Raw genomic sequence first — 25,752 nt, 5'->3', positions numbered from 1 at the left:
AAATGCGGGTCTTTTTTGATTTGAACAATTGATTTTATTTATCACCCCCGGTGGGTTGATTGAAATTATGAAAAAGTATTATTTATTTGTTTTTTTATTAGTTTTTTCAAAAAAATTAAGCGCACAGCAAAATATTACTACTTCTGTAAACCGGCCAAAAATTGGTAGAAGTATCTTTTCTAATGAGCTGAAAAGAAATTTTTCCAGAAAAGGAGATTTCTTTGTGATGTGGGGATATAACCATTCCTGGTATGCAAAGAGCGACATCAATTTTAAAGGTCCTGGTTATGATTTTACCCTTAGAGATGTTGTAGCGAATGACCGGCAAACTAAACTGAGCTGGAAATATCTGGAGCCAAGTTCACTAAGTATCCCGCAGTTTAATTTTCACTTTGGTTATTTTATCAAGGACAATTACAGCATCTCATTGGGTTGGGACCATATGAAATATGTGATGGACATTCCGCAGAAGGTGAAGATCGACGGACATATAGATGCTACTGTTTCTGAGCCTGGTATTCCTACAGGCCGCTACGCTGGCGTATATAATGGTGAAATGCTGGAGGTAGGCCCCGATATGCTAAGATTTGAGCATACTGATGGGCTAAACTATGCGAGTGCAGAGCTGGAGCGGTATGATGACATATGGGTAGCTTATTCGCAGCGTACTTCGTTGACCATGGAAACCGGTATAGGTGCTGGTTTGGTGGTGCCCAGAACTGATGCCCATTTATTTGATGTAGGAAAGAACAATTACTGGAATATTGCCGGTTATGGTGTTTCTGCCAAGCTTGGTTTCAAATTTTACATCCTGAAAGGGCTTTATCTGCAAAATAGTACAAAGGTTGGTTATATCGACCTGACTAAAATTCACACCACTGGTAGAAATGATATCGACGGGGCAAGTCAAAAAATTAAGTATATTCAGAATTATACGGTGCTGGGCTTTCAGTTCTAGTATTTATTGAATTTTTACTTTTGTTTTTTATTTTAGCTTTTTGATCCGATCCAATTATATGAAGCGTTTAATTTTAGCCTCTTTATTTTCTCTTTTTGTACTGAATGGTTTTTCCCAGCAGGTAAAACAAAATTCTGGCTGGTTCCTGTTTTTAAACAGTACTAAATTTAATGACAAATGGGGCATGCACCTGGATGTTCAGCTGAGGTCTGCAGATGAATGGGATGGGCTGCGGAATTTTTTGTTCAGGCCCGGTGTAACTTATTATATCAATAAAAAAAGCAATGCTACAGTTGGTTATTTACTGACAAATACTTTTTTAGATCAGACCGGACCAGTAGGCCATGTGCTGACGGAGCACCGGATCTGGGAGCAGTATATCCTGATGCATAAAATCAAATCTGTTGCGGTACAGCACCGGTTCAGGCTGGAGCAACGATTTATAGAAGCTGCCGGAGACGACATTTTCTCGCAACGCCTCAGGTATTTTCTGAGAGGCATTATTCCGCTTACGGAAACAAAGGAGACCTTTACCAAAGGGCCATTTGCCGCTTTGCAAAATGAATTGTTTTTTAACGTTCAGCATAAGGCAAAGCTGAATGGTAAACTGTTTGACCAGAACCGTGCTTACGGAGCCATTGGTTACCGCTTCAGTAAAAGTTTTGATGTGGAGGCAGGGTACTTAAACCAATTTATAAATGGTGCCAGCAACAATACCATGAACCATGCCATCCAGCTCGCTTTGTATACCCGGTTTTAATTGACCGCTTTAAGCTGGATGTAGAAATTGGGCTCTGCTTTAAAGGATCTGTTACTTATACTTTTATCTGCCGCAATCGTTTTCCAGTTGGCTGAAGGATAGATAAAACTGAAATTGCCAGGCTTGAGGCTTACTTTTACAGGCATATCAAAGTTTTTCACATCGGCTGCCCATCTGTACTTCAGCAAACCATTGTAGACCTGGTATTCCAATGTCGGGATGCCGGTATGCCGGAGGTATTGATCGAAGGTTTTTTGCAGGTTTAAGCCACTCTGTCTGATGATGTATTCCTCAACCTGCTGTGTGGTTACAGTTTTATGGTAAAAGGTTTTGTTTAATCCCCTGAGGATGCTTCTGAATTTTTCGTCATCATTGATCAGCTGCCGGATGAGGTGTACGAGATTAGCCCCTTTATAATACATATCACCCGATCCTTCACGGTTCAGGTTGTATGTGCCGATTATCGGGCTGTCGTTCCGGATATTTTTCCTTATTCCGGTAATGTATTCAGCGCCGGCTTTCTTTCCATAGTTTGATTCCAGGAACAAGGCTTCGGCATAATTGGCGAAGGCTTCATGTACCCACATGTCGGCAATGTCTTTTGTAGTGATGTTATTTCCAAACCATTCATGTCCGCTTTCGTGAATGGTGATGAAATCAAATTTGAGGCCCCAGCCGGTGTTGGAAAGATCGCTACCCAGGTATCCTTTTTTAAAACCATTTCCATAAGCAATTGCACTCTGATGTTCCATTCCGAGATAAGGCGCCTGAACCAGTTTATAGCCATCTTGATAAAAAGGATAGGGGCCGAACCAATGTTCAAAGGATTTTAGCATGGGTTTAACATCTGCATTCCAATGGGGGACTGCTATTGCGCTGTCTTCCTTCAGGGCCCAGTAATCCAGACTCAGTTCCCCTTTTTCTCCGGCATATTGGTCGGCCCGGTGTGCATACCGGCCTACGTATAGCGTTACATTGTAGTTGTTGATGGGATTGTTTACAAACCAGTTGTACTGGAGCTGACCATTTGGTTTTTCTACTTTGCTGCGCAACCTGCCGTTAGAGATTTCCTGCAGGTCTTTAGGTACCGTAACACTGATGAGCATGCTATCGGCCTCATCGCTTTGATGGTCTTTATTGGGCCACCAGCTGCTGGCGCCCAGGCCCTGGCAGGCTACAGATACCCAGGGTTTTCCGGATTTGTCTTTACTGAAAATGAAGCCCCCCTCCCAGGGCGGGTTCTTTGCAATGACCGGCTTTCCTGAATAAAATACCGTGAATTTCTCTTTGCTGCCTTTTTCAATAGGTTGGGGAAAGCTAACAAATACCGCATTAAATTTTCTTGTAAATGGAATTTGCTGCGCTTTAAAAATGATCTTTTCTATATCCATATTTTCAAAAAGATCGAACTGCAGTTTACTGAGGCGCTGTGTTGCGGTAAAATGGAATTCGTTACTTCCTTTAATCGCTTGATTGGCAATATCCAGGCTGATGTCCAGGTGGTAATAATTAATGTCGTAGCTGGTACGCAGGGGGCTGAGCATTCCTCTTAATGTATCTGCAGCTGTATAGGGGCGTCTTTTGTCCATCAGCTGGGCTGCTACCTGAAGGCTGAGCAGGCAAGTAAGGATGGCACAATATACTGGTTTCATCCGTTTTAAGGTTTCAGTACGTTTACCGTAATTGCAGATGCATTGTGTACATCGTGGAAGATCCTATGCGTAGCTTTTCTGAAATCGCCAGGTTCGGCCTGGTAAATGTCCATAAACTGCTGTGGATTCCGGTCGGCCAGGGGAAACCATGAATTCTGGACCTGGATCATGATGCGGTGGCCTTTTTTAAAGGTATGGGCTACATCCGGAAGGGCATAGTTTACTTTTGTAATTGTTCCAGGAACAAAAGGCTCGGGTTTTTCAAAGCTATTACGGTATTTTCCACGCATGATCTCGCCGCGTACCAGCATCTGGTAACCACCCATGATCAGGTTTTTAGGGTTAGGTACAGGATTTGGTGTATCTTCCGGATATACATCTATCAGTTTTACCACATAATCTGCATCCGTACCTGTGGTTGATACCACCAGTTTGGCCAATACCGGGCCGGTAAGTGTAAGGTCGGAACTGAGGGGCTCTGTTTGGAATACCCTTACATCCGGTCTGCGCGAGGCAAAACGCTGGTCATCGATCATATATTCCCGGGTTCTGCTGGTTTGTATGCCATCCTGATAAGGGACAGGTGAATTGGGATCACTTACATATTCATCCCAGCTGTCGGTCCGCTGTACCTTCTCAAAGCTCAGTTTGCCATTGGGCTGCAGGTATAATGTTCTTTCTTCTGTATCCTGAGGTGGCCAGGAGCTAAATTTCTTCCATTCATTGCTGCCAGTGATAAAAATGGTTGCCTCTGCAATTTTTGCATCCGGTGCCTCTTTGAGGTATTGCATAAAGAAAGGGAACTCAACATTTTGCTGGTATGAAGTACTGGTTGGCTGTCCGAAATTAATATCCCCGAAACTGCTTCCCGTACTTCTTGCCCAGCCACCATGGTACCAGGGGCCCATAACGAGGTTGTTTTTTGAGGATGGATTTTGTTTTTCGATGGCCTGATAGGTTTTAAGCGTACCGTAAAGGTCTTCTGCATCAAAGAAGCCGCCAACTACCAAAACTGCAGGTTTTACACCAATTAAATGCGGCGTAATGTTACGGGCTTTCCAGAAGGCATCATAATTGGTATGCGCATTGATATCATTCCAGAATCGTATGGTATCGCCATAATATTTTTTGGTGATGTTTTTTAAGGGGCCCAGTTCAAGAAAAAAACGGTAGTTGTCTTTAACCGGGAAATCAAAGGGTTTTGGACGTTTGTCGGGCGTAATTGGTTGAGGTCGCGGTACCCCGAAGGTATAATAGAAGCTAAAGATATCTGCAAGGAACAAGGTGCCATTGTGATGAAAATCATCGCCTATAAACCAGTCGGTAACCGGAGCCTGGGGCGATACTGCCTTTAAAGATGGATGCGCATCTGGTAGGGCAGCAGTAGCATAAAAGCCTGGGTATGAGATACCGTAAATACCGGTTTTACGGTTGTTTCCAGGAATGTTCCTGATCAGCCAGTCGATCGTATCATAAGTATCGGAGCTTTCATCAATATCCGTTTTGCGTTTCTTGCTGGCTATTTGCGGCCTTACGTCTTCAAATTTTCCCTCACTCATCCATTTGCCCCTTACATCCTGATAAACAAAGATAAAGCCTTCTTTTATAAAGAGCGGAGAGGGGCCAAGGCTTGTTTTATAATTGTTTTCGCCATAAGGCGAAACGGTATAAGGAGTACGGTTGAGCATAAAAGGATACTTCTTGCTTTTGTCTTTGGGGATGTAAATGGCTGTAAATAGCTTAATGCCATCCCGCATAGGGATCAGCCTTTCTATTTTGGTATAGTTCTGACGTATATAAGCAGAGTCGGACTGTTGTGCAGAAGCAGAAAGACTGGTAAAAATAAAGAGAAAAATGAAGGAGAACGATTTGAAAGGAGTCATAGAGGAAGGTTTTTTTAAGGATAAATATATGGAATTGATTGCTGAATACGGGATAGGTTTATTAACTTTACGCAAAAAAAAATCCTTAGTATGCAATACGATGTAGTTGTAATTGGCTCGGGCCCGGGCGGTTATGTTGGAGCAATCAGATGTGCCCAGTTAGGCTTAAAAACAGCAGTTATAGAGAAATATAAAACTTTTGGGGGAACCTGTTTAAATGTAGGATGTATTCCTTCCAAGGCCCTGTTGGATTCTTCAGAGCATTTTCATAATGCTGCACATACTTTTCAGACGCATGGCATTAATCTGAAAGATTTAAAGGTGGATATGCCGCAAATGATTGCCCGTAAAAATGATGTGGTGGCGCAAAATACTGCTGGGATACAATATTTGTTTAAAAAGAATAAAATTGATGCTTTTGAGGGTGTAGGTTCTTTTATAGATAAAAATACGATTAAGATTACCAAAGATGGTAAATCGGAGACCATAACAGCTAAAAATGTAATCATTGCGTCGGGTTCAAAACCTACTGCATTGCCTTTTTTACCTGTTGATAAAAAACGGATCATCACTTCTACAGAAGCTTTAAACATCACTGAGGTACCTAAGCAGATGGTAGTTATTGGCGGTGGTGTAATTGGACTGGAACTAGGTTCGGTATATGCACGTTTAGGTACAAAAGTATCGGTGATTGAATTTATGCCATCAATTATAGGTACCATGGATGCCGGTCTAGGTAAAGAACTGCAGCGTGTATTGAAAAAATCGCTTGGTATGGAGTTTTTTATGGGCCATAAAGTTACCGGGGCAAGTACCAAGGGCAAGAAAGTTACGGTTACAGCAACCAATGCCAAAGGAGAAGAGGTGAAATTTGAAGCAGATTATTGCATTGTTGCAGTTGGGCGTACAGCTTATACAGAAGGATTGGGGCTGGAAAACATAGGTATCAAACCTGAAGAAAGAGGAAATAAAATCCCGGTGAACGATCACCTGGAAACGACAGTCCCGGGTGTGTATGCGATAGGTGATGTGATTAAGGGTGCTATGCTTGCCCATAAGGCCGAAGATGAGGGCGTATATGTTGCAGAGCGGATTGCGGGACAAAAACCACACATCAATTATAACCTGATTCCGGGCGTGGTTTATACCTGGCCGGAAGTAGCTTCGGTAGGCTATACCGAAGAGCAGCTGAAAGAAAAAGGACTATCATACAAAACAGGTTCCTTTCCATTTAAGGCCAGTGGCCGTGCCAAGGCAAGTATGGATACAGATGGCTTTGTAAAAGTACTTGCAGATGCTAAAACAGATGAAATTTTAGGTGTACACATGATTGGACCAAGGGCTGCAGATATGATTGCAGAGGCTGTTGTTGCTATGGAATTCCGTGCCTCAGCAGAAGACATTGCCAGGATCTGTCATGCACACCCTACTTATACAGAGGCGATGAAAGAGGCTGCTATGGCAGCGACAGAGAACCGGGCCATCCACATTTGATGACCAGTTTCGTGCATCAGACAAAAGGCCGCAGCTTATTCTGCGGCCTTTTGTTTTAACAAGGGATAGGCTTGAAACAAGACCTTGATGGCAATTTCTATTAACCTCAGGTTTTCATCGAAATGTCCGTGCTGTACCTCGACATTGATATATGGGATTTTATTGTACATGGCATAAATAGACAATGAGCCATCGTCTGGTGCTTTTGCTGATTGCAATACAACGTTCACATTTTCTTTTTTAAAACCACTGAATAATTTGGCGTCGGTCACAAATATCAGGTCGTCCGGGTCCATACTAAAATTAATGTGTACTGAATCTGCAGCAGCTTCCAATTCATAACCCTTAAGGTAGGAAGAGATGCCGAAGTCGCCATCTGTATTGTTGTGTAATGTAAAAATATAGCCCAGTTGCTCAGGATTGTAAAGTTTTAAAATGGTTTTTGCTGTGCGTTCCAGCTGCTTTACCACATCGTCGTCTACAGGACCGTATTTTTGGATGCCAATAGGAATACCGGCTTTTGTATAGATGCTGTTGGGGTCTGTCTGAAAGCTTTCTCCCTGGTTGTTGATTTTAAAATTCCTGATGCCACCGTACTGGCAGTCGATAAGCGTGCCCCCACTAAACCTGATGTATTCGAGCGCTGCTTTTACACCTGTATCTTCATCATCGTGTATCACAAGAAAACGGACTTTTGGGGCCCGGTAGGTATACCTGACTAGGTTTAGGCCCAGGTTGTTCATTGTTATCCGGGTTGTGTCTGAAACCAGGCCTTCAAATAGCGGGGGGTGTTGTGCTTTTGTTTCAGCCATCAGGCAAATAAGCAGGATTAAGATGTTGTACCTCAGCATACTGTAATTATACAGCTTTGAACTGACATTTGTTTTAACCTGCAGAAACAAAAAAGAGGGACTTTTTAGGGCCCCTCTTTTTGCTGTCTTGGTTTTAGCCATTAATGGACATGGTCCATTTCATATTCTTTAACCTCTTTATGCGTATAAGGTTCAACCATTAATTCTTCCATGGTTTTTCCTTTTTTATTGAAACCGAAGTAATTCAGTATGTTGTCAAACACCTGGTACATTACAGGTACGACAATCAGGGTTAAGAACAGGGAGCTTGTTAAGCCACCTACAATTACCCATGCCAAACCATTTTTCCATTCGGCACCGGCACCACTGGCCAATGCAATAGGTAACATACCGATTACCATGGCAATGGTTGTCATGAGTATTGGACGCAAACGGGCGTGATTGGCTAAAATCAGCGCTTCATGCGTAGTTTTTCCTTCGGCTTTCATCTGATTGGTAAAATCGACCAGGATGATCGCATTTTTGGCTACCAGACCAATCAGCATGATCAGACCCAATATGGTAAAGATACCGAGCGACTGGTTGGCCAGTGCAAGTGCCAGCAAGGCCCCGATAATTGACAATGGAATTGAGAACATGACTACCAGAGGATAAATAAAGCTATCGTACAAAGCAACCATGATCAGGTATACCAGTATGATAGACGAAAGTAGGGCAATACCTAAAGTACCGAAACCCTCGCTCTGGTTTTCCTGGTCGCCGCCCCATACATAATTTACACCTACAGGTTTTTTCAGCTTACCCTCTTTTTCCAACTGTTCCAGCTTGGCACCAAATTCGGCTACTACAGTACCCGTTGGCCTACCAATTGATTGTGCTTTTACAGTAACAGAAGTGCTTTTATCTTTTCTTTCCAGCTGACTTGGGCCGGCACCTTCCTTGATATCTGCAAACTGGGAAAGCTTAATCTGCTGGCCGTTTGCATTTACGAAGATCAGGTTTCTTACATCGTCTATGTTTTTACGGTTGAAAGCCTGGTACCTGATGTTGATGTCATATTCATATTCACCTTTACGGAACTTTCCGTCAGTATTGCCGCTAAAAGCTGTTTGCATGGTGGCACCTACAGTTTGCAAGGTCAATCCCAATGCAGCCATCTTATCACGGTCTACCTGTACGTTAATCTCAGGGCTACCTTTCTCTACCGAGAGCTTTAGTTCTGCGGCACCTTCAATGGTTGACAGTACGCCCTTAGCCGCTTCGGCATAGCGTAAAACACTATCCAGGTCGGGGCCCGTAACAATCAGCTGGATAGGAGCGTTCTCTGCGATACCCAGGATACTGATCGGAACAGTTTTAACATTGGCACCTACCAGGTGTCTGGCCAGTTCCCTGCTCACTTTGGTTGCATAAATACTGGATTCATCCTTACGGTCTTTGCGGTCTACGAGTTTTACGTTGATCTCAGATTTGTAGGCTGTAGCCTGTGTTCCACCAAAATCACCACTGGCCTGACCAACTGTAGTGATCATTTGGGTAATCTCTGGTTTGGTTGACAGGAACTCTTCTGCTTTTTGGGTAAATTGATTTGTTTTCTCAAGGGAAGCATCCTTAGGGAGCTCTATCTGTACCAGGAACTCACCTTTGTCACTCTTCGGGAAAAACTCAGTACCAATGAACCCACCGATGGTTAGGCCGCAGGAACTGAACAATAAAAGGAATACACCAATAATGGTTACTGCTTTATTACGCAGTGTCCAGGTTAATATGCCTGTGATCCAAACTGTAAATGTGTGGAGTTGTTTTTCAAACCATAAAATAAACCTGCCGAAAATATTTTTACCTTCAATCCTTTCCAGTTTACCAAAACGGGATGATAATAATGGAACGATGGTAAATGAGGCCACAAGAGATAATAGTGTTGCAATAATAACTACCACACAGAATTGGCGCAAAATGTTTGATACCAGACCCGTACTTACTGCAATAGGGAAGAATACCACTACAATTACCAGGGTAATTGAAACTACGGTAAATCCGATTTCACTTGTTGCGTCGAAGGCAGCGCGGACACGGTTTTTACCCATTTCCATGTGTCGGTAAATGTTTTCGAGTACCACAATTGCATCATCCACAAGGATACCTACTACCAGCGAGAGCCCCAGTAATGACATCAGGTTTAACGTATAGCCAAATAGGCTGATCCCGATAAAAGTGGCAATCAGCGATGCGGGAATAGAAACCATTACAATGGCAGCATTCCGCAAGCTGTGCAGGAAAAACAGCATCACAAAGGCTACCAGTATAATCGCCAGTATTAAGTCATGGATAACGGCGTCTGCAGATTCTAAAGTAAAGATAGAACTGTCATTTACAATTTTAATGTCCAGTCCATTGGTTTTGTAATCCTGCATTAAGTTTGCAATTACTTTATGCATTTGTTTACTCACTTCAACGGCGTTGGCATCAGTTTGTTTAATGATCTGAATTGCAATAGCCCCTTTCCTGTCAATACGGGCAATTTTCTCTACTTCTTTTTGTGCGTCCTGAACATCAGCCACATCACTTAAACGAATTTGCGCACCGGTTTTGCTGGTTGCCACAACCAGGTTCCTCAGTTCATCAACATTTTTATACTTACCGGATAAACGGATCAGGATATCCTCACTGTTGGTTTTTACGCTACCAGTAGGGAAATCAAGGTTTGAGGTAAGTATGGCCTGCTGGATCTGGGGAACTGATAATCCGTAACCCTGAATTTTGTCGGCATCCAGTCCTACTTCGATCTCCCTTTCCTGACCACCCACTAAAGTTACCTGGGCAACTCCGTTTACCCTCGAAAGTACGGGGGCGATGCGTTTATCAATCAGGTCATAAAAGGTGGCATCATCCATTTTTGCAGATGCAGACATGGTGATTACCGGTAAATCATCTAAAGAGAATTTGTTCAGTGAAGGAGGTTTCACCTCTTCCGGCAAATCGGCGAGAATGGCATTTATTTTACGTTGTGCATCATTCAATGATAAGTCGACGTCCGCTTTGTCTGTCAGCGTTACCGTTACAACAGATAAGCTTTCGTAAGACACGGAATTGATCTTCTTTACATTCTCGAGGGAAGACACCGCATCCTCAATTTTTTTGGTTACGGTATTTTCTACCTCATTTGGTGAGGCTCCCGGATATATTGTTGATATTGAAACTACGTTGTTGGAGAATTTTGGGAGTAATTCATAACTTAAAGAAAAGTAGCTCAATAGTCCCATCAGCGTTAGTGCGGTAAATACCACTATAACGAGAGTAGGGCGTTTTATAGAAATTTCTGTTATCTTCATATTCTTTTATTTTACTGGTGCTACGGCACTGCCGTCTACCAGATTGATTTGTCCGCTTGTGATTACAGTTTCTCCTTCTTGCAAACCTTGAATGACCTCAACATTGTCACCAATAATTCTGCCTGCAATAACTTTACGAAGCCTGGCTGTATTTCCATTTTCCAATACAAAAATCTGATTGCTGCTTACACTGCCTACAAATGAGCCACGTGGGATGGTCAGGATAGGCGCCTGTTTTGGGAACTTAAAAATGGCTGTTCCATACATACCGGCTTTAATGTCGTGCTTACCGTTGTTTTCTACCTGAATTTCAATTGGGAAGTTCAGGGAATTGTCGGCCTTAGCGGCAATAAAAGTAATGGTTCCGGTATAATCATCGGCAGGAAAAACATTGGATTTTATCTGTACCTTGTCGCCGATTTTTAAGCTGGCTACCTGGCTTTCATTTACGTTTACCTTCAGTTTTAGTTTGGAAACGTCAACCAGTTCAAACATTTGTGTTCCCTGTGCATTTACAAATGCACCTACTTCAATATATTTTTTATTGACTATACCGTTGATTGGCGATTTTATGTTGGCATCACTTACTTTTCTTGTAGCGCTTTGCAACCTTAAACGTGCATTTTCTACTGCCAGTTTAGCCTGATCCAGCTGTTGTTGCGTAACTCCACCAGTTTTAAACGAGCTTGCATACCTGGCTTCATCCCTGATGGCATTTTGTAAATTTGCTTCGGCTGTTTCTTTGTCCGTATTTATGATCTCGGCATCAATACGTGCTAAAATCTGGCCTTTACTCACTCTGGAACCTTCTTCCACAAATATTTTAGTAACGCGACCTGCATTTTCTGAAAGGAAGTTTAACTCCTGATTGGGGGCAAACGTTCCGTTAACGCTAAAATCAAGGTCAATGGGGGCTTTTTTGATCGTTGCAGTACGTACACTCACTGCACCTCCACCTGCTGCAACAATTGCAGTTTTAGCTGCATTCTTTTTCTTATTGTTGCTTAACACCAGGGCAATTCCTCCTCCGGCAACTATGATGATCAGGACTGCTATGATTATTCTTTTCATTGTAAAAGTGATTTTATATTTCCGTTTGATTTGATTAATTGTATTTCGGCAATCTTATAGTTTAATAATGCCTGCGTATAGCTGTTTTGTGCTTCTGTTAATGCGTTCTCTGTGTCCAGCAGATCTGTTAAGTTTGCGAGGCCATTGTTATAGTTGTTTTGTGTACTTCTATAGATCTCGTCGGCCAGTTCAGCATTTTTCTTTTGTGCATTAATGGTATTTAAACTGTTGCGTAACTGGATTTTTGCATTTTCATAAGCCAAATTCAGTGAATTTGTTGATTCTCTTCTGTCTTCTCTTGCTTTTTTAATATCGATATCAGCCTGGCGAATTTTTGAACGGGTCAGAAAGCCATTAAAAATAGGCACTTTTAAAGTAAGGCCGACAGCAGAGGAGCCAAAACCTATGGCAGTATTGTTGGAGCTTAGGAAGTCGAAACTACCGCTCTGGCTGGAATAGGTATAGTTTCCTGTCAAAGCTAAAGAGGGGTAGTATTCTGATACATAAGCTTTACGTTGTAGCCAGTATAGTTTGTCCTGAGTATCCAAAATTTTGATTTCAGTTCTATTGGCCAGCGAAAGAGAGTCTGCGAACTGTGGTAATCGGGTAACCTCTGTAAGTTCTGTTTTAGGTAAAGTGATGTCAGTACTTACCGGCATCCCCATAGAGAATTTCAACTGGTTTTCCAATTGTGTGATTAAATTTAAAGTTTGTTCACGCTGTGTCTCTAAATTGGTAAGGTTTACTTTAATACGGTCTACATCGATCTTTTTTGCCAAGCCATTCTGATACTGATTAGAAATGATTTTTTCAATAACTTTTACATTTTTGATGTTGTTGTCTACCACATTCAATTGTTGTCTGTTTACTAAAACCTGATAGTAATTGTTGGCAACCAATTCAATAATTTGCTCTTCAGTAAGTTGAGAAACGAGATTATAATACTCTTCACTGGATTTTGCTGCCTGAAGCCCGGTAAATACTGTTTGATTGAACAGTTGTTGTGAAAGCTGTACACCGGCAGAAGAATTCCAGTTCTGGCCCAATTTAAATGATTGGGTCTGACCACCTATATTTGCTACCAGCTGGCCAATAATAGGATTATAAGTTAAGCCTGCATTACCTGTAATTTGTGGCAGGGCCTGAGCTCTGATTTCCTCTGTTTTATACTTTCCGCCATCAATGTCCAGTTTGGATTTTCGTGTCTTCACACTGTTCTGTACTGCATAATTCAATGCTTCCTTTAACGTCATGGTTTGCTGAGCGTTAACTGTATTTGATAGCAATAACCCGAGTAGCAATACCGGAATTACTTTTATCTGTTTAATTATTGTGTTCATATGTATAGTCTGTTGTTATTTTAATCCTTTAATAAATATACCCGATAAGCTAAGCTGTCTTTCCAGTATATTTTTCATTTCTTTTTTACTTGGGAACAACTCTTTGTTGCCATGGAGTATACAAAGAGAGGTAATACCAGCCAGGCTGTCCAGGTAAAGTTCTGCAGTTTTATAAACTTCCATATCTGCGATTTCACCTTTATTTATTGCATTTTGAAAAATATCTGCATGCAATTGTATGTTCTTTCCATGCATTTTCATAAAATGCGCTTTTAATTCCTCAGAATTCAATGATGAATCCGGGCTGCCCCCTGATAAATGAAGCATATAATATTTCTGAAAAAAACGGTGTCGGATTTCAATAAAGCCGGCCATGCATACTTCCAGGGAAATGTCGGCAAACTTATCCTTTTCTACCATTTCAAAATAATCATTGAATATTTTTTCAATGACACCAAGTACCAAACTGTTCTTATCAGGAAAATAATAATATAAAGAGGGTTTGGATACGGATAGATCTTCAGCAATCTCGTTCATTGTGGTTTTGTTAATCCCATAATGAATAAAACGCTTAATTGCACCTTCAATAATAGCCTCTCTTTTTTTATCTGTCTCTACCATTCTACTTTTTTACTTTCTGACTTTTTTATTTAAGTGGTCAAAAATACGGCCATAATCCTGCATTAAAAATTTTCTCTTAAAAATCAGTTGAAACTTACAATTGTATGACTGTTTGGTTTATTTTTTTGGCCTTAATCCTTCCAGAAAAATCTCGGCGAACAGTTTTTCCTTGATAAATATTTGTTTAAACTGCTCTTTTACAGGGAATATGTTCTTGTCTTTAGACATGATGTTGAAGTGTATGCCAGATAGGGCATCGATGAATATTTCTGTTGTCAGTTTCGGATCTTCTATTATAAACTCTCCGCTTGTAACGCCCCGGCTAAACAAAGAGCTGATAATTATGGCTTCAAAAGCCCTTGCCTTACTGAATTTCTGGTACAGATCATCAGGTAGTTCATTACCAATAAGTTGCGTAGATTCCAGGAGATTGTAATATTTTTGAATAAAAGATTGTCTTTTTTGCAGCAGTTTGAATATGCCTTCTGTTGAGCTGCTTGTTTTGTCAATAGATTTCACCAGATCTCTGCTGATGATCTGCATCAGGTGTTCTATTGCACTTACATACAGGCTCAATTTATCAGGGAAATAGTAATAAAGCAAAGCTTTGGAGAACGATATGTCTTTTGCGATTTCCGTCATGGTTGTTTTAGACAATCCATAATGAGCAAACCGTTTTAATGCCGCTTCAATAATTAAAACTTTCTTTTTATCCTGATTTTCCATACAAATTTTACTGGTCCCTTCTTCCTTTATTGTGTTTAAGGTATTTTAACAATTTAGCCGAAACCATAGTGATAGCTTCATCATCATTAAAAAACAAATATAATACGGATGAAAAATAGTCAAAATTTTTAAATATTACTTTTAACATATTTATTACAAGTCTTACAATTACATTTGTGGCATATATTTAACCTGTTTACTTGTTTATGTTAGTCCTGCAAGAAAATATTTCCCTCAAACCATATAATACATTTGGCGTTAACGTTTGTTCTAGTTTTTTTGCAGAGATTTTTACTGAACCCGATTTAGAGGAATTGCTGGGAATGGCTGTAAGCAGTGCACAAAAGTTATTGGTTTTGGGAGGGGGAAGTAATCTTTTATTTACTAAGGATTTTGATGGCCTTGTGCTGAAAATAAGTATACCGGGTATTTCCTCAAAGGTTGATCAGGATAATGTAATGGTAACTGCAGGGGCAGGGGTGGTGTGGAACGATCTGGTAAACTACTGTGTAGGGAATGGTTTTGCTGGTGTGGAAAACCTGAGCCTGATCCCGGGAACCGTAGGTGCGGCGCCGATCCAGAATATTGGTGCTTATGGGGTAGAGCTGAAAGATGTTTTTCATTCCTGTACCGCTTACGAAATTGCCACGGCAGAAAAAAGGGTTTTTAATTTTGAGGATTGCAGATTTGGCTACCGTGACAGTATTTTTAAAAATGAGCTGAAGGGCAGGTATATCATTACTGCCGTTAGTTTTAAATTGAGCAGGCATGCCGTACTCCATACGCAGTACGGAGCCATTCAGGCCGAACTGTTAAACAGGAATATTACCAATCCTACGATAGCAGATATCTCTAAGGTTGTTTCGGCGATAAGGGTCAGTAAGTTGCCAGACCCCTCGACAATTGGCAATGCAGGGAGCTTCTTTAAGAACCCGGTGATTGACCAGGCTCAATTTGAATCTGTGCTGGCCAAATTTCCGGATGTTGTCCATTATCCTATGCCCGGAGATCAGGTTAAACTGGCTGCAGGCTGGCTGATTGAGCAATGTGGCTTTAAAGGTAAAGTGGCAGGGCAAACAGGCACATGGAAAAACCAGGCATTGGTATTGGTAAATCATGGTTCCGCAACAGGACAGGAAGTGTATGCTTTTTCGGAGGAAATTATCAATACAGTATATGCCAAGTTTGGTGTAAAACTGGAAAGAGAAGTAAATATTTTGTGATATTGACTTATTTATATTGTTAAGCGCCAAAATTAATTTCTTAACATGGAAAATTATTTTTTGGTACATATGTTGTTAAGACTTTAGTGTGTAAGATTAAACAAATCAGTGAGCGCCACTCAAAAACTGTTTGTTCGTTTTTTTAACCTTAAAACTTAAACATTATGACAAAAAATGAGTTCAACCTACAGCTTCACAATCATTCTGTTTCTTTACAATCATTCGCTTTAAATTTTACCAAAGACATCGAAGATGCAAATGATCTGGTTCAAGATACTATGCTAAAGGCGGTTACCTATTATGGGAAGTTTAAAGAAGGCACCAATTTAAAAGGATGGCTGTTTACAATTATGAAGAATACCTTCATTAATAATTACAGGCGCCTGGTGAAAACCAATGCACTGATTACGAAATCTGATGACATTTCATCTGCAAACCTGCATTATAGTGCAACCAAAAATTCCAGTGAAAGCAAATTTATTATAGGAGATATTAATAAGGCATTAGCCACGCTGCAACCCGAATATTATATACCTTTTGTTAAGTATTTTGAAGGATATAAATACCATGAAATTGCAGAAATGCTTGAAATTCCAATAGGAACGGTAAAAACCAGGATCCATGTTGCCCGGCAAATCCTTAAAAAATACCTGAAAACCTATTCAAAAGATATTTTGGGTACGGAAGTGATGTAATACATACACCATCCCTAACAAAAAAAGACACGTCATGTGTCTTTTTTTGTTAGGGATGGTTTCCTATTATTTTCTTAAAATTTTATCCATTGGCTTTCCTTTCGCCAGTTCATCGATCAGCTTATCCAGATAACGGACTTTCTGTATAAGTTGGTCTTCGATTTCTTCAACACGATAACCGCAGATTACTCCGGTAATTTTTGAAATATTAGGATTTATTTGTGGTGCCCGGGCAAAAAAGGTCTCAAAGTCGGTTTTGTTATCTATATGCTGTTGTAATGTTTGCTGATCATATCCTGTTAGCCAGTATATGATTTCGTCTACTTCCTCTTTTGTGCGCCCTTTTTTCTCCGCTTTTTGGATGTAGTGTGGATAGACACTTGCAAAGGACATTTTATATACCCTTGCATGATTTGCATTATTCATTTTACGCGTGGTTAACGGTCAAAAAATTATAAGTTAGACTTTTAGATTTTAAATATAGTCACTATAATTTACTGTCAATGCTTAATTCTTTTCAAAGTGATCGTAAAACAAAAAAGCCTCACTCGTAAGAATAAGGCTTTTTTGCTGCTCCCGAAGCTGGGCTCGAACCAGCGACCCTCTGATTAACAGTCAGATGCTCTAACCGGCTGAGCTATTCGGGAGTATTCCGGTTACCAAAACGGGCTTTTTGAACCGTTGAAGATAATAATATCTTGTTCGTTTTGGGAATGCAATATTAGGGCTTTTAAATTATTTATGCAATATTTGCAGTGAAAAAAATGAAAAAAAATTTTAAGAAACTTATATGAGCCTGATAATCATAGGAACTGTAGCTTTTGATGCTATTGAAACCCCCTTTGGAAAAACCGATAAAATAGTTGGTGGTGCTGCAACTTATGCCAGTTTAGCCGCATCTTACTTCTACGATAAGGTAAAAATTGTTGCTGTAGTGGGTGATGACTTTGGACAAAAGAACATTGATACATTTGCTGAACACCGTATAGACACTGAAGGACTGCAGGTAAAGGCAGGCGAAAAGTCGTTCTTCTGGTCTGGTAAATATCACAACGACATGAACAGTCGTGATACCCTGGTTACAGAATTGAATGTACTTGAAGCTTTCGACCCGATCATACCAGACAATTACCAGGACTGTGAATACCTGATGTTGGGCAACCTGACGCCGATTGTACAGCAAACGGTGATCAAACGTCTTAAAAATAAGCCAAAGCTGATTGTTCTGGATACCATGAACTTCTGGATGGACATTATGATGACTGATTTATTGGAAACTATTAAAATGGTGGATGTGCTGACCATCAATGATGCCGAAGCTCGCCAGCTTTCAGGTGAATACTCTTTGGTTAAGGCAGCAAAAAAAATCCTGACTATGGGGCCGAAATATCTGATCATTAAAAAAGGTGAGCACGGTGCACTATTGTTTGGCGAAGGCAAGATCTTCTCTGCGCCAGCCCTCCCGCTTGCTGAAGTATTTGACCCTACCGGTGCTGGTGATACTTTTGCCGGTGGTTTTATTGGTTATATGGCTAAAGTGGGAACAGTCAATTTTAATAACATGAAAAATGCCATTATTTTCGGATCTGCACTGGCTTCTTTTTGTGTAGAAAAATTTGGGATAGAGAAAATTTTAAATCTAAAGCAAGAAGAAGTAGCTGCAAGGGTGCAGGAATTTGTAAACCTGAGTGCATTTACTATAGAGCCGTAGTTTAATATTTAAACCGTAAAAATGGCTGTCCGGATCATGGATAGCCATTTTTTATGCGTCCAGTTTTCCTACGGGCTTAAACTTTTCAAAAACAGTTTCGGTATGAGGGGCATCCGGAAGTTCATCTGTTAAATCCTGACCCGCCCAATGTTCATAGTGTTTGCCATTTCGCCATAAACGACTTTCTGTAACATCATATATCAGGCCTTTAAAGGCTACCCATATCTCTGGCTTATCCTGCCCGTTGCGCAGGGCTAATTGTTGCTTGGTAAACAGGGGCAGGTTATCCATTGGATTTGCTTATTTTATGCTTAAAAAGTTCAAACAGATATACGGCCATTAACAGCATGGCCATTAAATAAAAGAAAGCCTCGATCGAAACGCCTCCAATGCCTAATTTTAATGAAGCTTCTGCATTAAATTTTAAGAATCCATGTGTAATCACCATCAGGTAAACAGGATAAAAAAGGATCAGCAAAAGTATAAACAACCGGTAAAAGCGGTACATAAACCTTAATTTGTTTAGATATTCAATGTAAATTAACAGACTTAACAAGATAAAAGTGGTAATTAGGGTATACCACTTCTGGTATCCAAAAAATAGCATTGCTACACAAATGCCCAGCAGAATGTTGCTGACAAGTAAACTGAATTTTTCGAGGCTGTTGTTTGGAAACCTTGAATTTAAAAACTGATAAAGCCATAAAGCCAATGCGGGGATGATGAAGGGAAGACCAGCTATAAGGAGTTTGCTTAAAGTTTGCTGACCAACAGATAATACCCCCAGTGCCGATAAAAGAAATGTAATAAGAGAAAAGAAAATTCCTGTTAAACAACTGGCTAATAATATTGTTTTGATATAACTATTGTTCATGGATGAATATAAGTTCTTCCCAAAAATATGATTATATTTAGAAGCATGTCTATTTAATCTCTTCACTATGAAAAAAACATTAACTAAAATTTCATGTCAAACATCAATCTGATTATTGAAGAAAGACCGGCCAGCATAGGGAGCTTTATGGTGGGCAGGCTATTGCCTTTCCGTGAGAAAAGAATGGTAGGCCCCTTTGCATTTATAGACCACATGGGGCCGGTTTGTATGAGTGATACCGAGAATATGGATGTGCCACCACATCCGCATATCGGACTGTCGACACTTACCTATCTTTTTGAGGGGAGCATTATGCACAAGGATAGTTTGGGTACTGAAGTAGAAATAAAACCCGGACAGGTAAACTGGATGACTGCCGGTAAAGGAATTGTACACTCAGAAAGAACACCTCAGTACCTGCGCCATTCGGATAAAATGATGCATGGGCTGCAGATCTGGGTGGCCCTGCCAAAACACCTGGAAGAGATGGAACCTGAGTTTTTTCATGTGGAAGGAAAAGGCTTGCCTGAATGGGAAGAAAACGGAGTACATTTTAAACTTATTGCCGGTGAAGTTTTTGGCAGAAAATCTGAGGTGCCGGTCTATAGCCCCCTTTATTTTCTGGAATTAAAAACCAAAGGTCCGCGATCTATTCAGATAGGTAAGGACCTTTTTGGGGAGAGTGCCTTGTACATTTTAGAAGGCGCCATCGAAAGTGAGGGCAATACTTTTGGCCCGAAACAGTTACTGGTAGCAAAAGACAGCAAGCTTTGTGCATTTAACATGCAGGAAAATACAACCATTTATATTTTTGGAGGTGAACCTTTTGATGAAGGACGGATCATTTACTGGAATTTTGTAGCCTCTACACCTGAAAGGATTGAAGAAGCAAAAACAATGTGGTTGGAGCAATCATTTGTTCCGGTACCCGGAGAAACTGATTTTGTGCCCCTGCCACCACAAAGTGATCACATTAAGCCCCATAAACCAGGTTAATAAGTGCTTAAGCCACTTTCTGCTGTTTCATTTCACGTTGCATTGTTTTGGCTGTCTGGCTGCTGCCATCATGGCTCCATCCTGGTGGGTATAAAAAATATTTTACCTTATCCTTAAAATCAGGAGCTTTCTTTGCGTCGGCGATTAAGGCCTTGAATTCATGAAAAATGATATTTACAGCCCCCGTGTCTTCAGGCTGTTTGGTTAAGCCATATACAATCTCTTCTTCCGGAACTTCTTCCTGAAAAGTGCCGAAAAGTCGGTCCCATAAAATAAGCACCATACCCATATTTTTGTCCAGGTACCTCAGGTTACTGGCGTGATGGACCCGATGGTGTGATGGTGTTACAAAGATATATTCGAACCAGGGCTGCAACTTGCCTATGGTTTGGGTATGCACCAGATTACCGTAAATCTGGGTAACCAGGTAGGCAAATAAAATATCCATGGCACTAAAGCCCATAAAGGCAAGTGGCAAATAAAAAAACACCCGGTATAAGGGTTCGAAAACAGTAGAACGGAACCCTGTTGTGAGGTTAAAATAGGGGGAAGAGTGATGGGTAACGTGCATGGCCCAAAAAAAACGCACATAGTGGCCGGTATAGTGCAGCAGCCAGTAAAGCAGGTCTTGTGCCAGGATCAATACAAGCCAGTATAGGTAAATGTTCTTGACCTGGAAAAGCCTGTAATGATGGTAAACATAATCCAGCAGCATAAATGTGCCTGCTTTGGTTAGCACATTGATTACAAATGCTGCAATCATCAAATAGATATTGGTAAGGGTATCACGCCCATGATAGTGTTTTCTATCATGGGCGTAACTAAAATACATTTCGAATAAGGTAAGCAATATGACAAAGCCAAACAATGCCCCAACGGTTATACCTTGATCTAATTCATTCATTTTTTACTTATTAAGGAATCACAATAGTCTTTAGCTGTACAGTGTGCGCACTGAAAAAGCCAAGCGCGCCTCCGCTGATATTGCTTAGCGGATTGGTAGGGGCGGCACCATTATCAGCTCCATTTGCACCAAACAGGCTAAACAGATAGGTGAATACCGGTTCATCAATACAATGCATTTCTGCAGTCAGTCTGTCGCCTTTTTTTAAATTAAGCGCACGGTTCTTTGTTGTATTTTCGTATACAAGGTATTCATTAACTTCCTGCCCCGATGTATATTCATCATTAAGTACCTTGTATTCCATAAGCAATTTATCGTTAATGTACTGCTGAAACCAGTAATAGTTACGCGTTGCTAAAGGGTCTTTAAATTTTACCCTTGGCGTGGCCCTGATGGTGTCCACATCGTTTGGTTTAAGTGTAAAGTCCAAAAAATCAACCACAGCAGGCATAGTGCTCGAGGCCTTAAATACCTCACCCTTTATGGTTACTGTAAGGCGGTAAGTTTGTCCTGGTACCCCGGTAACTGTCAGATTTTCATATATGCCTTTTCCTGTTTCTGTTAACATAAATGTGCTGCCATTGTTTTCAATTTTTACGATTGCACCGCTTATCCCATTAAATTGGTTGTCATCGCTAAATTTTTTTGTCTCACTTATAATTACCTTGCAACCATTTGATTGGTTAGTAACTGCACCTTCAATCACATATTTAGTAATGTCACTATCTTTTAATTTGAGGTCTATGGCTTTTTCGCAAGACCAAAACATTGAGATTATTGCCAAAATTATAAAACGAAGTATTGGTTTCATAGGTTTAAAATTTAAAATTATACGAAATTGACGGAACGAACCTGAAAAGCGTTGTTCTGATGGCTTCTGTTCTGTTGGGGTCTGTTTCCTTATCCCTAAAAGTAATGCGATAGGCATTCTCGCGTCCGTAAGCATTATAAAGACTGAAATTAAGTTCTGATGAGAACTTTTTGGTCTGTTTTAGCTGCCTTGTTGCACCCAGATCCAGGCGGTGATAGCTCGGCATCCTGTCGGCATTCCTTTCCGAGAAAAAGAAATAACTGTGCCCGAGCATTTTGTATTTTGCGTTTGGAAAGGTAACGGCATTTCCTGTGGCAAATACCCAATTGGCTGATAGAGACCATCTTTTACTGAGCTGGTACATGCTTACTATAGAAATGTCGTGTGTCCTGTCCTGTCTGGCATTATACCAGGTATTGTTGTTGATGCCATCTATTTTTCTTTCGGTTTTAGACAAAGTATAGGCCAGCCAGCCTGTTAACCGACCTGTTTTCTTTTTGATCAGAAATTCGATACCATAAGCCCTTCCCTTACCAAATAGCAATTGGGTCTCTATGGGCCTGTTGGTGTAAATGTCGGCACCATTACGGTAGTCGATCTGATTTTGAAGCGTTTTATAATATGTTTCAACAGTGAGCTCATAAGCATCAGTACCCAGGTTTTTGTAATAGCCCAGTGATACCTGATCGCTAAGTTCAGGTTTAATGATATTGGTACTTGCAACCCACCTGTCTGTAGGTGATGAAGAATTTGAGTTGGCAATCAGGTGCAGGTTCTGGGCATTTCTCACATAAGAAGCCTTAATTGAAGTGGTGCTGTTTAGCTGTAGCGCTGCTGCGAAACGGGGCTCCAGGTTTACATAGGTTTTAACCAAGTCACCAGGTTTGTAATTCGTTGAACTGGTTACATTCCCTTCCGTGTCCAGGGTATAATACTCACCTTTTCCAAGAATGCTGAAAGCCGAAACCCTTAAGCCGTAAGTAAAATTAAGAACAGTGCTGGCTTTCCAGGTATTACTCAGGTAAACAGCATTTTCCATGGAATATCTGTCCTGAAGTTTCTGAGAAATAAAGCCGGAGTCTCCATTGGCCTGTACTTCTCCGGGCTTGATGGTATGAAAAATGGAGTTAAACCCCAAACTAAGTGTATTTCTATCGTTGGCATACCATTGCAGGTCTTCCTTGAAGTTCCAGTCCCTGATTTGTGAGAAGAGTCTGACGGAGCTTTCGTCACTGTTCGACTGAATCTTATAATTGTAATTGCTGAATATCAATGAGGTATTGGAAAATAACTTGCTGCTAAAAATATGGTTCCATCTTATGGTCGATGTGGCATTGCCCCAGTCTATTCCCGAAAGGTTATCAGACTTCAGGATATCCTTACCAAAATAGCCTGAAATAAATAAGCGGTCTTTTTCGCCTAAGAAGTAGTTTGCTTTAAGATTGATATCGTAAAAATACAGCTGGGAATTTTTGGTAGCCGAATCGCTGGAAAGCTTAAGGAACATATCTGCATAGGTTCTTCTTGCCGAGATGAGAAAAGAAGATTTATCCTTTTGTATGGGCCCCTCTACATTGATACGGGCTGCAATAAGGCCTATGCCACCACTTACCCCAAATTTCTGATTGTTGCCATCGTTCATTTTAACATCCAGAACAGAAGATAAAGCGCCTCCATATTGGGCAGGCATGCCACTTTTATAAAGGGTTACATTTTTAATGGCATCGGAATTGAAAGTAGAGAAAAAGCCGAGTAAGTGGGTGGCATTGTAAACCGGAGCTTCATCTAAAAGGATCATGTTCTGATCGGCACTGCCGCCACGTACAAAGAAACCCCCACTCCCTTCGCCCGATGTTTTTACACCTGGTAAAAGCTGCAGGGTTTTAATTACATCCCTTTCGCCCAGCAACACCGGAACATTTTTAGTTTCACTGATACTAAGTCGTTCCATACCCATTTGCGGACTTTCAATATCTCTTTTGCTGGCTTTTGTGGTGATGGTTACTGTTTCAAGTTCATTTAAATCATCATCCAGTGCCACATTTAAGACGATGTTTTTATCTAGATCTGCCTTGGCTTTATAACTTTTAGCGCCCACTGCTTTTACCTCAATGTTATAATTGCCTTTTGGTAGGGTTATAGAATAAAATCCGTATTCATTACTTAAAGTGGCAAATTTGGTATCCGCAACCCTGATGGTGGCCGCTATCAGTGTTTCTCCTGTGGCTGCAGATTTAATAGTACCACTTAAAGTGTGTTTTTCCAGACTTGTCACCGGATTTGCCGCCGGGCCGGCTTCCGGCTTTTTTTCTTTAGCAAGATCTAAACGTATAAAAATTTCTTTGTCAAGTGCACTAAACTGAAGTGGCTGTCCGGCAAATGCTGTGGTAAGCACTGCCGAAAGCGGCTTATCTTTTGCATTTACGCTAATGGTTATTTTACTCTTGGCCACCAGTTCATTATAAGTGAACTTAACACCGCTTACACTCGTGATCTTATCGAGTGCATTTTTCAATATTTCATCTTTTAAGGTAATTGTTATTTTTCTGGTAAGCTGCTCCTGTGCTTGTGCCCTAACTTGTGCCAAGGCCAGTAAAAGCAATATTAAGGTAATGAGTGTCAGAAACCTGACTGATCCATTTGATTTCATATAAGTATTTGTGTGTTTAAGGTTATGTAGCCTGTAGCAAATTATTTCCGTTTACAGACGATAAATCCGGTAAGGTTTCATAACTTTATAGTAACTATTAATTGTTTTGCCCTTTAGTTCTCAAGGCTTGGGCATTCAAATTGACGGGATATTTGCCTGGTTGTGTAATCCATTGCCGGGCATTTATTTTATCAGCTCATAATGTCCTCCATCTTTCTTCCATTTAGTTTCCATTACCGTACATAGTTTATTTAAAGTTTCATGAAGTGCATCTGTCATGTTCAGGTTACCATAAAAAGTGGCGGCAGCTAAGCCGGGACCAAGTTCAATTTTGATGTTGTATTGGTTTTCGAGGTCTTGCTGAACTTCCTGAAGTGCTGCTCCCCTGTATTCATACAGGCCTAACCTCCTGTTCAGGAAAGCAGCCGCATCCGGATAGTTTAGCTTTGTGATACTGGATGTAATTTTATCAACAATCAACTGTTGATTGGCTACAATGGTATCACGCTTGGTATTGTTCTGGCCATTAAGGGCCACGGTCACCTTACCAGTAACCAGGGTAACATTTATAGTGTGTTGTTGTTTGTATGCACTAACGTTAAAGCTGGTGCCCAGTACGGTTGTACTTACTGCCCCACTCTTAATGATAAAAGGATGGCTGCTATCATGGGTTACTTCGAAAAAGGCCTCTCCTTCGAGACTTACCTGGCGGTCAGGCCCTTCAAATTTATCCGGATAACTCAGTTTACTGTTCCGGCTCAGCCATACTTTGGTACCATCGGCCAGCCGGATTTGTTTGCGTTCGCCAGCAGAACTGAACAGCTGGGCTTTGGCCACAGGGTTGAATACCTTTGCTATATCAGCTCTGTAAAAATATATCCCTGTTAAAACCAACAATACAGCTGCTGCTGTCATAAATCTTCGCAGGCCAAATACTGATCGCCTGATAGGGGTTAGTTTTACTGTTTTTAATGGCTGATCTATAAATGTAGGAACAAGGCCTGTTTCGGGAGTTAAATCTGTACGGTCCCAGGTATCCGAAAGCATGGCGCTAATTCCCTGATCGTCCCTGTTCCTGTTCAGCAGCTCAAAAAACTGTTTAAGTTCCTCCGCATTGCAGAGGTTGTTTAAATAAAGCTGGTATAAGTGTTTAAATTGCTCTTTCTCTTTCAAGTTGAATAATTAAAGCCAGGCGCGCTATTGCGTTCTGTTAATTACAATACAATTTAAAAGAGAGGA

22 protein-coding genes and 1 tRNA gene are annotated in these 25,752 nt (G+C 40.8%); 7 read left to right on the top strand and 16 right to left on the bottom strand.

What is annotated here, in order from left to right; translation table 11 throughout:
• Nucleotides 1-67 precede the first annotated feature (67 nt).
• Complete coding sequence (locus PHEP_RS18530; protein WP_015809514.1) at nt 68-958, top strand: hypothetical protein; 891 nt, start codon at nt 68-70, stop codon at nt 956-958.
• A gap of 58 nt (nt 959-1,016) precedes the next feature.
• Complete coding sequence (locus PHEP_RS18525) at nt 1,017-1,718, top strand: DUF2490 domain-containing protein (protein WP_015809513.1); 702 nt, start codon at nt 1,017-1,019, stop codon at nt 1,716-1,718.
• Here the strand turns inward: PHEP_RS18525 and PHEP_RS18520 are convergent.
• Nucleotides 1,715-3,370: a M1 family metallopeptidase gene (locus PHEP_RS18520; RefSeq protein ID WP_015809512.1), complete on the bottom strand. Its 1,656-nt coding sequence runs from the start codon at nt 3,368-3,370 to the stop codon at nt 1,715-1,717. The two genes, PHEP_RS18525 and PHEP_RS18520, sit on opposite strands and share 4 nt — an antisense overlap.
• Before the next feature lie 5 nt (nt 3,371-3,375).
• On the bottom strand, nt 3,376-5,253 hold the full coding sequence (locus PHEP_RS18515) for a CocE/NonD family hydrolase (protein WP_015809511.1): 1,878 nt from the start codon (nt 5,251-5,253) through the stop codon (nt 3,376-3,378).
• 90 nt (nt 5,254-5,343) lie between these two features.
• On the opposite strand from PHEP_RS18515, the gene lpdA reads away from it, so the two are divergent.
• A complete protein-coding gene (gene lpdA / locus PHEP_RS18510) occupies nt 5,344-6,747 on the top strand; it encodes a dihydrolipoyl dehydrogenase (protein ID WP_015809510.1) in 1,404 nt (467 codons plus the stop codon).
• Nucleotides 6,748-6,782: 35 nt separating this feature from the next.
• On the opposite strand, the gene PHEP_RS18505 is transcribed toward lpdA, so the two are convergent.
• The 6 genes from PHEP_RS18505 to PHEP_RS18480 all read right to left on the bottom strand — a co-directional run bounded on the left by PHEP_RS18505 (nt 6,783) and on the right by PHEP_RS18480 (nt 14,649).
• The gene (locus tag PHEP_RS18505) at nt 6,783-7,559 is read right to left on the bottom strand and encodes a hypothetical protein (protein WP_244862625.1); all 777 of its coding nucleotides are present in this window, start codon (nt 7,557-7,559) and stop codon (nt 6,783-6,785) included.
• A 140-nt stretch (nt 7,560-7,699) separates the two neighbouring features.
• The gene (locus tag PHEP_RS18500) at nt 7,700-10,891 is read right to left on the bottom strand and encodes an efflux RND transporter permease subunit (protein ID WP_015809508.1); all 3,192 of its coding nucleotides are present in this window, start codon (nt 10,889-10,891) and stop codon (nt 7,700-7,702) included.
• 6 nt (nt 10,892-10,897) lie between these two features.
• A complete protein-coding gene (locus tag PHEP_RS18495; RefSeq protein WP_015809507.1) occupies nt 10,898-11,962 on the bottom strand; it encodes an efflux RND transporter periplasmic adaptor subunit in 1,065 nt (354 codons plus the stop codon).
• Complete coding sequence (locus PHEP_RS18490; protein WP_015809506.1) at nt 11,959-13,302, bottom strand: TolC family protein; 1,344 nt, start codon at nt 13,300-13,302, stop codon at nt 11,959-11,961. The genes PHEP_RS18495 and PHEP_RS18490 overlap by 4 nt, the downstream gene beginning before the upstream one ends.
• Before the next feature lie 15 nt (nt 13,303-13,317).
• Nucleotides 13,318-13,923 carry a TetR/AcrR family transcriptional regulator gene (locus PHEP_RS18485; protein WP_015809505.1) on the bottom strand — a complete coding sequence of 202 codons (606 nt, stop codon included), beginning with the start codon at nt 13,921-13,923 and terminating at the stop codon, nt 13,318-13,320.
• Nucleotides 13,924-14,040: 117 nt separating this feature from the next.
• Nucleotides 14,041-14,649, bottom strand: coding sequence for a TetR/AcrR family transcriptional regulator (locus PHEP_RS18480; protein WP_015809504.1), 609 nt, complete (start codon nt 14,647-14,649; stop codon nt 14,041-14,043).
• Nucleotides 14,650-14,855: 206 nt separating this feature from the next.
• Between PHEP_RS18480 and murB the strand changes: the two genes are divergently transcribed.
• Both murB and PHEP_RS18470 read left to right on the top strand, forming a co-directional pair.
• On the top strand, nt 14,856-15,872 hold the full coding sequence (gene murB / locus PHEP_RS18475) for a UDP-N-acetylmuramate dehydrogenase (RefSeq protein ID WP_015809502.1): 1,017 nt from the start codon (nt 14,856-14,858) through the stop codon (nt 15,870-15,872).
• 164 nt (nt 15,873-16,036) lie between these two features.
• Complete coding sequence (locus PHEP_RS18470) at nt 16,037-16,567, top strand: RNA polymerase sigma factor (protein ID WP_015809501.1); 531 nt, start codon at nt 16,037-16,039, stop codon at nt 16,565-16,567.
• A 66-nt stretch (nt 16,568-16,633) separates the two neighbouring features.
• On the opposite strand, the gene PHEP_RS18465 is transcribed toward PHEP_RS18470, so the two are convergent.
• Together PHEP_RS18465 and PHEP_RS18460 are read right to left on the bottom strand one after the other, a co-directional pair.
• Entirely contained in the window at nt 16,634-16,993 is a 360-nt protein-coding gene (locus tag PHEP_RS18465) for a DUF2200 domain-containing protein (RefSeq protein ID WP_015809500.1), read from the bottom strand.
• A gap of 147 nt (nt 16,994-17,140) precedes the next feature.
• Nucleotides 17,141-17,214, bottom strand: a tRNA-Asn gene (locus tag PHEP_RS18460).
• Nucleotides 17,215-17,357: 143 nt separating this feature from the next.
• Between PHEP_RS18460 and PHEP_RS18455 the strand changes: the two genes are divergently transcribed.
• Nucleotides 17,358-18,278 carry a PfkB family carbohydrate kinase gene (locus PHEP_RS18455; protein ID WP_015809499.1) on the top strand — a complete coding sequence of 307 codons (921 nt, stop codon included), beginning with the start codon at nt 17,358-17,360 and terminating at the stop codon, nt 18,276-18,278.
• Nucleotides 18,279-18,329: 51 nt separating this feature from the next.
• Here PHEP_RS18455 and PHEP_RS18450 read toward each other — a convergent pair whose 3' ends face one another.
• Together PHEP_RS18450 and PHEP_RS18445 are read right to left on the bottom strand one after the other, a co-directional pair.
• Nucleotides 18,330-18,569 (bottom strand): cytochrome b5 domain-containing protein, encoded by a 240-nt coding sequence (locus PHEP_RS18450; RefSeq protein WP_015809498.1) that lies wholly within the window; start codon nt 18,567-18,569, stop codon nt 18,330-18,332.
• Entirely contained in the window at nt 18,562-19,152 is a 591-nt protein-coding gene (locus PHEP_RS18445; RefSeq protein ID WP_015809497.1) for a lycopene cyclase domain-containing protein, read from the bottom strand. Before PHEP_RS18445 ends, PHEP_RS18450 begins: the two co-directional genes overlap by 8 nt.
• A 93-nt stretch (nt 19,153-19,245) precedes the next feature.
• On the opposite strand from PHEP_RS18445, the gene PHEP_RS18440 reads away from it, so the two are divergent.
• Nucleotides 19,246-20,148 (top strand): pirin family protein, encoded by a 903-nt coding sequence (locus tag PHEP_RS18440; protein WP_015809496.1) that lies wholly within the window; start codon nt 19,246-19,248, stop codon nt 20,146-20,148.
• A 7-nt stretch (nt 20,149-20,155) separates the two neighbouring features.
• On the opposite strand, the gene PHEP_RS18435 is transcribed toward PHEP_RS18440, so the two are convergent.
• From PHEP_RS18435 to PHEP_RS18420, 4 genes are all read right to left on the bottom strand, one after another.
• Nucleotides 20,156-21,052 carry a sterol desaturase family protein gene (locus PHEP_RS18435; protein ID WP_015809495.1) on the bottom strand — a complete coding sequence of 299 codons (897 nt, stop codon included), beginning with the start codon at nt 21,050-21,052 and terminating at the stop codon, nt 20,156-20,158.
• A gap of 10 nt (nt 21,053-21,062) precedes the next feature.
• Entirely contained in the window at nt 21,063-21,821 is a 759-nt protein-coding gene (locus tag PHEP_RS18430; protein ID WP_015809494.1) for a DUF4249 domain-containing protein, read from the bottom strand.
• Between the two features lie 46 nt (nt 21,822-21,867).
• Nucleotides 21,868-24,513, bottom strand: a complete 2,646-nt coding sequence (locus tag PHEP_RS18425) for a TonB-dependent receptor (protein WP_015809493.1) — start codon at nt 24,511-24,513, stop codon at nt 21,868-21,870.
• Nucleotides 24,514-24,696: 183 nt separating this feature from the next.
• Nucleotides 24,697-25,686 (bottom strand): FecR family protein, encoded by a 990-nt coding sequence (locus PHEP_RS18420; RefSeq protein WP_015809492.1) that lies wholly within the window; start codon nt 25,684-25,686, stop codon nt 24,697-24,699.
• Nucleotides 25,687-25,752 lie beyond the last annotated feature (66 nt).

Source organism: Pedobacter heparinus DSM 2366, from assembly GCF_000023825.1.
GTDB classification, from domain to species: Bacteria; Bacteroidota; Bacteroidia; order Sphingobacteriales; family Sphingobacteriaceae; genus Pedobacter; species Pedobacter heparinus.
This window is presented reverse-complemented; position numbering and strand designations above follow the sequence as displayed.

Coding starts and splice junctions, on each gene's coding strand:
- PHEP_RS18530 (WP_015809514.1), top strand. CDS start 68: ATGAAAAAGTATTATTTATTTGTTTTTTTATTAGTTTTTTCAAAAAAA.
- PHEP_RS18525 (WP_015809513.1), top strand. CDS start 1,017: ATGAAGCGTTTAATTTTAGCCTCTTTATTTTCTCTTTTTGTACTGAAT.
- PHEP_RS18520 (WP_015809512.1), bottom strand. CDS start 3,370: ATGAAACCAGTATATTGTGCCATCCTTACTTGCCTGCTCAGCCTTCAG.
- PHEP_RS18515 (WP_015809511.1), bottom strand. CDS start 5,253: ATGACTCCTTTCAAATCGTTCTCCTTCATTTTTCTCTTTATTTTTACC.
- lpdA (WP_015809510.1), top strand. CDS start 5,344: ATGCAATACGATGTAGTTGTAATTGGCTCGGGCCCGGGCGGTTATGTT.
- PHEP_RS18505 (WP_244862625.1), bottom strand. CDS start 7,559: ATGGCTGAAACAAAAGCACAACACCCCCCGCTATTTGAAGGCCTGGTT.
- PHEP_RS18500 (WP_015809508.1), bottom strand. CDS start 10,891: ATGAAGATAACAGAAATTTCTATAAAACGCCCTACTCTCGTTATAGTG.
- PHEP_RS18495 (WP_015809507.1), bottom strand. CDS start 11,962: ATGAAAAGAATAATCATAGCAGTCCTGATCATCATAGTTGCCGGAGGA.
- PHEP_RS18490 (WP_015809506.1), bottom strand. CDS start 13,302: ATGAACACAATAATTAAACAGATAAAAGTAATTCCGGTATTGCTACTC.
- PHEP_RS18485 (WP_015809505.1), bottom strand. CDS start 13,923: ATGGTAGAGACAGATAAAAAAAGAGAGGCTATTATTGAAGGTGCAATT.
- PHEP_RS18480 (WP_015809504.1), bottom strand. CDS start 14,649: ATGGAAAATCAGGATAAAAAGAAAGTTTTAATTATTGAAGCGGCATTA.
- murB (WP_015809502.1), top strand. CDS start 14,856: ATGTTAGTCCTGCAAGAAAATATTTCCCTCAAACCATATAATACATTT.
- PHEP_RS18470 (WP_015809501.1), top strand. CDS start 16,037: ATGACAAAAAATGAGTTCAACCTACAGCTTCACAATCATTCTGTTTCT.
- PHEP_RS18465 (WP_015809500.1), bottom strand. CDS start 16,993: ATGAATAATGCAAATCATGCAAGGGTATATAAAATGTCCTTTGCAAGT.
- PHEP_RS18455 (WP_015809499.1), top strand. CDS start 17,358: ATGAGCCTGATAATCATAGGAACTGTAGCTTTTGATGCTATTGAAACC.
- PHEP_RS18450 (WP_015809498.1), bottom strand. CDS start 18,569: ATGGATAACCTGCCCCTGTTTACCAAGCAACAATTAGCCCTGCGCAAC.
- PHEP_RS18445 (WP_015809497.1), bottom strand. CDS start 19,152: ATGAACAATAGTTATATCAAAACAATATTATTAGCCAGTTGTTTAACA.
- PHEP_RS18440 (WP_015809496.1), top strand. CDS start 19,246: ATGTCAAACATCAATCTGATTATTGAAGAAAGACCGGCCAGCATAGGG.
- PHEP_RS18435 (WP_015809495.1), bottom strand. CDS start 21,052: ATGAATGAATTAGATCAAGGTATAACCGTTGGGGCATTGTTTGGCTTT.
- PHEP_RS18430 (WP_015809494.1), bottom strand. CDS start 21,821: ATGTTTTGGTCTTGCGAAAAAGCCATAGACCTCAAATTAAAAGATAGT.
- PHEP_RS18425 (WP_015809493.1), bottom strand. CDS start 24,513: ATGAAATCAAATGGATCAGTCAGGTTTCTGACACTCATTACCTTAATA.